Source organism: Streptomyces neyagawaensis, from assembly GCF_023516595.1.
In the GTDB taxonomy this organism is placed as follows: Bacteria; Actinomycetota; Actinomycetes; order Streptomycetales; family Streptomycetaceae; genus Streptomyces; species Streptomyces neyagawaensis.
In genome coordinates, this window is the sequence record NZ_JAMGBG010000156.1 from 36290 (window position 1) to 44609 (window position 8320).

The window sequence follows — 8320 nt, forward strand, 5'->3', positions numbered from 1 at the left end:
TTCGGGGGACGAGGGTGAGGGCGGCAGCCCGTGCTCCGCCGTTGATCTGACACCATTCCCCGGGGGCCCCGTTCGCCGGTTGGACGGAGCTCGTTTGCCAGAGGTTGCGACCAGGGGACGGATGGGACCGCGCAGTGCGGGGCTACGAACGCCAGGAGCGAGAGCCGGCGGCTGACGTCGACCACCTCTCTCGGTTCGAGGCCGAGATGGAGCGGCTGAAGACCGAGCGGGAAAAGGCGATCCAGCACGCCGAGGACCTCGGCTACCAGGTCGAGGTGCTGCGCGCCAAGCTGCACGAGGCGCGCCGCACCCTCATGTCCCGGCCCGCCTACGACGGCGCCGACCTCGGGTACCAGGCGGAGCAGATGCTGCGCCAGGCCCAGATGCAGGCCGACCAGCTGCGCGCCGACGCCGAGCGCGAGCTGAGCCAGGCGCGGGCGCAGACCCAGCGGATCCTCCAGGAGCACGCCGAGCAGGCCGCGCGCCTCCAGGCGGAGCTGCACCAGGAGGCGGTCACCCGCCGCCAGCAGCTCGACCAGGAGCTGTCCGAGCGCCGCCAGACCGTCGAGTCCCACGTCAACGAGAACGTGGCGTGGGCCGAGCAGCTGCGGGCCCGCTCCGAGCAGCAGGCCCGCCGGCTCGTCGACGAGTCCCGCGCCGAGGCCGAGCAGGCGCTGGCCGCCGCCCGCGCCGAGGCGGAGCGGCTCACCAACGAGGCCCGCCAGCGTCTCCAGAGCGACTCCGAGGCCGCCCGCGCGGAGGCCGACCAGATCCTGCGCCGCGCCCGCGCCGAGGCCGAGCGGCTGCTGAACGCGGCGTCGACGCAGGCCCAGGAGGCCACCGAGCACGCCGAGCAGCTGCGCTCCTCCTCCGCCACCGAGTCGGACAGCGCCCGCCGCCAGGCCGCCGAGCTGAGCCGGGCCGCCGAGCAGCGCATGTCGGAGGCCGAGGCGGCGCTGCGCGAGGCGCGGGCCGAGGCGGAGAAGCTGGTCACCGAGGCGAAGGAGAACGCGGCCAAGGCCCTCTCCACCGCCGAGTCGACCAACGAGCAGCGCACCCGTACGGCCAAGGAGCAGGTCGCCCGGCTGGTCGAGGAGGCCACGAAGGACGCCGAGGCCACCAAGGCGGCCGCCGAGGAAGTCGTCGCGGACGCCAAGGCCGAGGCGGAGAAGCTGCTCGCCGAGGCGGCCGAGAAGGCCCGCTCGCTCACCGCGGAGGAGTCCGCCTCCCAGCTCGCCAAGACGGCCAAGACCGCCGAGGACGTGCTGAACAAGGCGTCCGAGGACGCCCGCCGGACCACCAAGGCCGCCGCCGAGGAGGCCGACCGGATCCGCAAGGAGGCCGAGGCCGAGGCGGACCGGCTGCGGGCCGAGGCGCACGACCTCGCCGAGGAGCTCAAGGGCGCGGCGAAGGACGACACCAAGGAGTACCGCGCCAAGACGGTCGAGCTGCAGGAGGAGGCGCGCCGGCTGCGCGGCGAGGCCGAGCAGCTGCGTGCCGACGCGGTCGCGGAGGGCGAGCGGATCCGGTCCGAGGCCCGCCGTGAGGCCGTCCAGCAGATCGAGGAGGCGGCGAAGACCGCCGAGGAGCTGCTCGCCAAGGCGAAGGCGGACGCGGACGAGCTGCGGCAGACGGCCACCGCGGACAGCGAGAAGGTCCGCACGGAGGCCATCGAGCGCGCCTCGGCGCTGCGCCGTCAGGCCGAGGAGACGCTGGAGCGCACCCGCAAGGAGGCGGAGCGGCACCGCGCCGAGGCCGAGGAGCAGTCCGAGGAGCTGAAGGCCGACGCCGAGCGCGCCGTCCGTGAGCTGCGCGAGGAGGCCGAGCGGGGCATCGCGACCCGTGAGGCGGAGGCCGCCGAGGGTCTGGCCCGGCTGCACACGGACGCCGAGCAGCGGCTCACCTCCGCCGAGGAGGCGCTCACCGACGCCCGCGCGGAGGCCGAGCGGATCCGCCGCGAGGCCGCCGAGGAGGCCGACCGGCTGCGCACCGAGGCCGCCGAGCGCATCCGTACGCTCCAGGCGCAGGCCGAGGCCGAGGCCGAGCGGCTGCGGGACGAGGCCGCGGCGGACGCGTCCGCGTCGCGGGCCGAGGGCGAGGCCGTCGCCGTACGTCTGCGGTCGGAGGCCGCGGCCGAGGCGGAGCGGCTGAAGTCGGAGGCGCAGGACACCGCGGACCGGGTGCGGGCGGAGGCGCAGGCCGCCGCGGAGCGGCTCGCCGCGGAGGCCTCGGAGACGCTGGCCGCCGCTCAGGAGGAGGCCGTCCGGCGCCGCCGCGAGGCCGAGGAACTGCTCGGCTCGGCCCGCCAGGAGGCGGACCAGGAGCGCCGGCGGGCCCGCGAGCAGAGCGAGGAGCTGCTGGCCTCGGCGCGCAAGCGCGTGGAGGAGGCCGAGACCGAGGCCGTACGGCTGGTCGAGGAGGCCGAGCGGCGGGCCACGGAGATGGTGTCGGCCGCCGAGCAGCACGCCCAGCAGGTGCGGGACTCCGTCGCCGGGCTGCACGAGCAGGCCCAGGAGGAGATCGCCGGGCTGCGCAACGCGGCGGAGCACGCGGCGGACCGTACGCGCCGGGAGGCCGAGGAGGAGGCGGACCGGGTCCGCGCCGACGCCTACGCGGAGCGGGAGCGGGCCACCGACGACGCCAACCGGGTGCGCCGTGAGGCCCGTGAGGAGACGGACGCGGCGAAGTCGCTCGCGGAGCGCACGGTCGCGGAGGCGATCGCCGAGGCGGAGCGGGTGCGTTCGGAGGCGTCCGAGCACGCCCAGCGGGTCCGTACGGAGGCCTCCGACACCATCGCGCGGGCCGACCAGGACGCCACGCGCACGCGTGCCGAGGCCCGTGAGGACGCCAACCGCATCCGGTCGGACGCGGCGACGCAGGCCGACACCCTCATCACCGAGGTCACCGCCGAGGCGGAGCGGCTGACACGGGAGACCAACGAGGAGGCCGAGCGGGTCCGGGCGGAGTCCGTCGCCCAGGCCGAGCGGCTGATCTCCGAGGCGACCGACGACGCGGAGCGGCTGCGGGCCGAGGCCGCCGAGACGGTCGGTTCCGCGAGGCAGCACGCGGAGCGGGTCCGGCACGACGCCGAGCGGGTCAGGGCCGAGGCGGAGGCGGAGGCGGAGCGGCTCACGGCGGCCGCCCGCGACGAGGCCGACCGCACGCTCGACGAGGCCCGCAAGGACGCCAACAAGCGGCGCTCGGAAGCCGCCGAGCAGGTCGACACGCTCATCACGGAGACCGCGGCGGAGGCCGACAAGCTGCTCGCGGAGGCGCAGAAGCAGGCGCTGAAGACCACCGCGGACGCCGAGGCACAGGCCGACTCCATGGTGGGCGCGGCCCGCACGGAGGCCGACCGGCTGATCTCCACGGCGACCGTGGAGGGCAACACCACGGTCGAGAAGGCCCGTCAGGACGCCGACGAGCTGCTGGTCGGCGCGCGCCGGGACGCGACCGCCATAAGGGAGCGGGCGGAGGAACTGCGCGAGCGGATCACGTCGGAGATCGAGGCGCTGCACGCGCGGGCCCGCCGTGAGTCGGCCGAGACGATGAAATCCGCCGGCGATCGTTGTGACGCGCTGATCAAGGCCGCCGAGGAGCAGTTGGAGAAGGCTCAGGCGAAGGCCAAGGAGATCGTTTCCGAGGCGAACTCCGAGGCGGGCAAGGTGCGTATCGCCGCCGTGAAGAAGGCCGAGGGTCTTCTGAAGGAGGCGGAGCAGAAGAAGTCCACGCTCATCCGTGAGGCCGAGGAACTGAAGGCCGAGGCGATCCGTGAGGCCCGCCGTACGGTCGAGGAGGGCAAGCGGGAACTCGAGGTGCTGGTCCGGCGCCGCGAGGACATCAATGCGGAGATCTCCCGTGTCCAGGACGTCCTGGAGGCGTTGGAGTCTTTTGAGGCCCCGTCGGGCGGCAAGGACGGTGGAGTCAAGGCGGGTGCCACAGCGGGTGCTACCCGATCGGGTGGCAAGTCGTCAGACGGCTAGCGGAGTCGGGCTGTTGCGGGTATGGTCCCGCGCCACTCGATCGTCAGACACCCAATTGTGTTCTTCCTGTGCTCGCCAGGGCCTTGATGCAAAGTTTCTGGCAAGTATTCCGAGGGTCGGCCACTCAAAAGAGGTGTCATTCTCCAGATCAAACGTGCATCCGCTCGATGACACGCCGCTTCGCCCCCTAGGATTCCACCTATCACCTCACCGGTCTCATTCGACAGGAACCCCATGAGCGACACTTCCCCCTACGGCTTCGAGCTTGTGCGGCGTGGATACGACCGCGCTCAGGTGGACGAACGTATCTCCAAGCTCGTCTCCGACCGTGACTCCGCTCTCGCCCGCATCACCGCCCTCGAGAAGCGCATCGAGGAGCTCCACCTCGAGACGCAGAACGCCCAGGCCGCGGTCACCGACGCCGAGCCGTCCTACGCCGGTCTCGGCGCCCGCGTCGAGAAGATCCTCCGCCTCGCCGAGGAGGAGGCGAAGGACCTGCGCGAGGAGGCCCGCCGCGCCGCCGAGCAGCACCGCGAGCTCGCCGAGTCGGCGGCCCAGCAGGTGCGCAACGACGCCGAGTCGTTCGCCGCGGAGCGCAAGGCCAAGGCCGAGGACGAGGGCGTCCGGATCGTCGAGAAGGCCAAGAGCGACGCTTCGCAGCTGCGTGCCGAGGCGCAGAAGGACGCGCAGTCGAAGCGCGAGGAGGCGGACGCCCTCTTCGAGGAGACCCGCGCCAAGGCCGCGCAGGCCGCCGCCGACTTCGAGACGAACCTCGCCAAGCGGCGTGAGCAGTCCGAGCGTGACCTCGCTTCGCGGCAGCAGAAGGCCGAGAAGCGCCTCGCGGAGATCGAGCACCGCGCGGAGCAGCTCCGTCTGGAGGCGGAGAAGCTGCGCACCGACGCCGAGCGCCGCGCCCGCCAGACGGTGGAGACCGCGCAGCGTCAGGCCGAGGACATCGTCGCGGACGCGAACGCCAAGGCCGACCGGATCCGTTCGGAATCCGAGCGCGAGCTGGCGGCGCTCACCAACCGCCGCGACTCCATCAACGCCCAGCTGACGAACGTGCGCGAGATGCTGGCGACGCTCACCGGTGCGGCCGTCGCCGCGGCGGGCACGCCGGTGACCGACGACGAGCCGATCTCCCGGGGTGTTCCGGCGCAGCAGACCCGGTAACACCGCTGTGTGACGGCTGTCGGCCGTGGGTTCTTGAGGGCCCGCATCCCCTTCGGGGGGTGCGGGCCCTTCGGTGTGAGGGGGTGCGAGCCCTTCGGTGTGAGGGGTGCCGGGCGCGGGGTGCCCCGGTGGCAGGTGGCCCGGGCCCGTTCTAGCGTGGCCGCATGATCGAGCTCGAGGGGCTGACCAAGCGGTACGGGGAGAAGGTGGCCGTCAACAACCTCTCCTTCGCGGTCAGGCCCGGCATGGTGACGGGCTTTCTCGGGCCGAACGGCGCGGGGAAGTCGACGACGATGCGGATGATCCTCGGACTCGACCGGCCGACCGCGGGGGATGTGCGGATCGACGGCACGCACTACGACCGGCTCAAGGACCCGCTGACGTACATCGGCGCGCTGCTCGACGCCAAGGCCGTGCACGGCGGGCGGAGCGCGTTCAACCATCTGCTGTGCCTCGCGCAGAGCAACGGGATCCCCCGGGCGCGGGTGCACGAGGTACTGGACACGGTGGGCCTCACCCCGGTCGCCCGGAAGAAGGCGAAGGGCTTCTCCCTCGGCATGGGGCAGCGGCTCGGCATCGCGGGCGCCCTCCTCGGCGACCCGCGGATCCTGATGTTCGACGAGCCGGTCAACGGACTCGACCCCGAGGGCATCCACTGGATCCGCACCCTGATGAAGTCCTTGGCCGCCCAGGGCCGGACGGTGTTCGTGTCGTCCCACCTGATGAGCGAGATGGCCCTGACCGCCGATCACCTGGTCGTGATCGGGCAGGGGCGGCTGCTCGCCGACACCTCCATGGCCGACTTCATCCAGCGGAACTCACGCACGTACGTGCGCGTCCGCACCCCGCAGCCCGAGCAGTTGTCCGATGTGCTGGCGGCGGCCGGGATCACCGTCCTGCGGACGGGTGACGGCGCGTTCGAGGTGGACGGCGGCAAGGCCGAGCACATCGGGGAGCTGGCGGCCCGGCACCAGGTCGTCCTGCACGAGCTGAGCCCGCAGCAGGCCTCACTGGAGGAGGCGTTCATGCGGCTGACGGCCGAGTCGGTGGAGTACCACGCCCACTCCGGGGCCGGGGACGTTCCCGCGGCCCGGGCGTGGGGCGAGGGCTGGAAGGGAGAGGGCTGAGTATGGCCGCCGCACAGGTCGTACGGTCGGAGTGGACCAAGATCCGGTCGGTGGCGTCCACGGTGTGGACGCTGTCCCTCGCGGTGGTCGTCACCGTCGCGCTCGGCATCCTCATCTCGCTGCTGTCCCGGCACGAGTTCGACAACCTGAGCCGTACGGAGCGGCTCTCCTTCGATCCGACGTTCGTGAGCTTCGCGGGGATGAGCCTCGGTCAGCTGGCGATGATCGTGTTCGGGGTGCTGGTGGTGTCGAACGAGTACAGCACCGGGATGATCCGCACCTCGCTGGCGGCGGTGCCGCAGCGGGGCACGTTCCTCTTCAGCAAGCTGGCGGTGGCGACCGCACTCGCGTTCGGAGTGGGACTCGCGACCAGCTTCGTGACGTTCTTCCTCGGACAGGCGATGCTCGGGGAGCACCGGGCCGCCATCGGCGATCCGGGCGTACTGCGCGCGGTCATCGGCGGCGGGCTCTACATGACGCTCATCGCGGTGTTCTCCATGGGGATCGCGGCGATCCTCCGCGGCCCGCTGCTGTCGCTCGGCATCCTGATGCCGTTCTTCTTCCTGATCTCCAACATCCTGGGCAACGTCGGCGCCACCGAGAAGGTCGGCCGCTATCTGCCCGACCAGGCCGGCAGCAGCATCATGCGCGTGGTCACCCCGGTGGACGACGACACCCCGTACGGGCCCTGGGGCGGCCTCGGGATCATGGCGCTGTGGGTGCTGGCCGCGCTGCTCGGCGGGTTCCTGTCGCTGAAGAAGCGCGACGCATGACCGAGGGGCCTGACCAGGCGAAACGTACATGCCAAGTCGGCGACCGTGTGACCTGCGCGGTTTTACTTACTCTTGAGCGGAACCGTCAAGGCCCGGATAAGCTCCTAACCCTTACGGGGGCGTGCGCCCCGACGTCCTGAGACGAGACGTCCTGAACCGTTCGATGGGTGCGGAGCATGATCGAGGCAGTCGGCCTGACTAAGCGCTATGGCGCGAAGACAGCCGTGTACAACCTTTCCTTCCAGGTGCGGCCAGGGGCCGTCACCGGCTTCCTGGGGCCCAACGGCTCCGGCAAGTCGACGACGATGCGCATGATCCTCGGCCTGGACAACCCCACCTCCGGGCAGGTGACGATCGGCGGCTACCCGTACCGCAAGCTGCCGAACGCCGCCCGCCAGGTCGGTGCCCTGCTCGACGCCAAGGCGGTGCACGGCGGCCGGTCCGCCCGCAACCACCTGCTGTCCCTGGCGCAGCTGTCGGGCATCCCGGCCCGCCGGGTGGACGAGGTGCTCGGCGTGGTCGGCCTCCAGGACGTGGCCAAGAAGCGCTCCAAGGGCTTCTCCCTCGGCATGGGCCAGCGGCTCGGCATCGCCGCCGCCCTGCTCGGCGACCCCCAGGTGCTGCTGTTCGACGAGCCGGTCAACGGCCTCGACCCCGAGGGCATCCTCTGGGTGCGCAACCTGATGAAGGCGCTCGCCGCGGAGGGCCGTACGGTCTTCGTGTCCTCGCACCTGATGAGCGAGATGGCGCTGACCGCCGACCACCTGATCGTGATCGGGCGCGGCCAGCTGCTCTCCGACATGAGCGTCAAGGACTTCATCTCGGCGAACTCCGCCGACTTCGCGCGGGTCCGGACCCCGGACACCGAGCCGCAGCTGCGCGAGAAGCTGACGACCGCGCTGACCGAGGCCGGCGGCCAGGTGCTGCCCGAGCAGGACGGCGCGCTGCGGGTCATGGGCCTGCCGCTGCCCCGCATCAGCGACCTCGCGCACGACGCCGACGTACGCCTGTGGGAGCTGTCCCCGCACCAGGCGTCTCTGGAGGAGGCGTACATGCGGATGACGCAGGGCGCCGTGGACTACCGCTCGACGATCGACCAGAAGGCCGGGCTCCAGCAGCCCCTGCCGCCCGGCGCGCAGCCGCCGATGCCGGTTCCGGGCCAGGGCCAGCCCGGCTGGTACGCGCCGCCCGCGCCGCAGCAGGGCGGCCAGCAGTTCGCGCCGCCGCAGGGCCAGCCGCCGGCCGGCCCGTACGGGGCTCCGGC

The 8320-nt window shown here is 72.3% G+C and carries 5 protein-coding genes; all 5 read left to right on the plus strand.

What is annotated here, in order from left to right; all coding sequences use genetic code 11:
• The first annotated feature begins 134 nt into the window (after positions 1–134).
• Entirely contained in the window at positions 135–3983 is a 3849-nt protein-coding gene (gene scy / locus M8J73_RS39620) for a polarized growth protein Scy (protein WP_249829711.1), read from the plus strand.
• A 234-nt stretch (positions 3984–4217) separates the two neighbouring features.
• Positions 4218–5156, plus strand: coding sequence for a coiled-coil domain-containing protein (locus M8J73_RS39625; protein ID WP_055540376.1), 939 nt, complete (start codon positions 4218–4220; stop codon positions 5154–5156).
• 164 nt (positions 5157–5320) lie between these two features.
• Positions 5321–6283, plus strand: coding sequence for an ABC transporter ATP-binding protein (locus M8J73_RS39630; RefSeq protein ID WP_055540377.1), 963 nt, complete (start codon positions 5321–5323; stop codon positions 6281–6283).
• A gap of 2 nt (positions 6284–6285) precedes the next feature.
• On the plus strand, positions 6286–7056 hold the full coding sequence (locus tag M8J73_RS39635; protein ID WP_055540378.1) for an ABC transporter permease: 771 nt from the start codon (positions 6286–6288) through the stop codon (positions 7054–7056).
• A 176-nt stretch (positions 7057–7232) separates the two neighbouring features.
• Positions 7233–8320 (plus strand): ABC transporter ATP-binding protein (locus M8J73_RS39640; RefSeq protein WP_249829712.1); only part of this gene is annotated, 1088 nt, incomplete at its 3' end.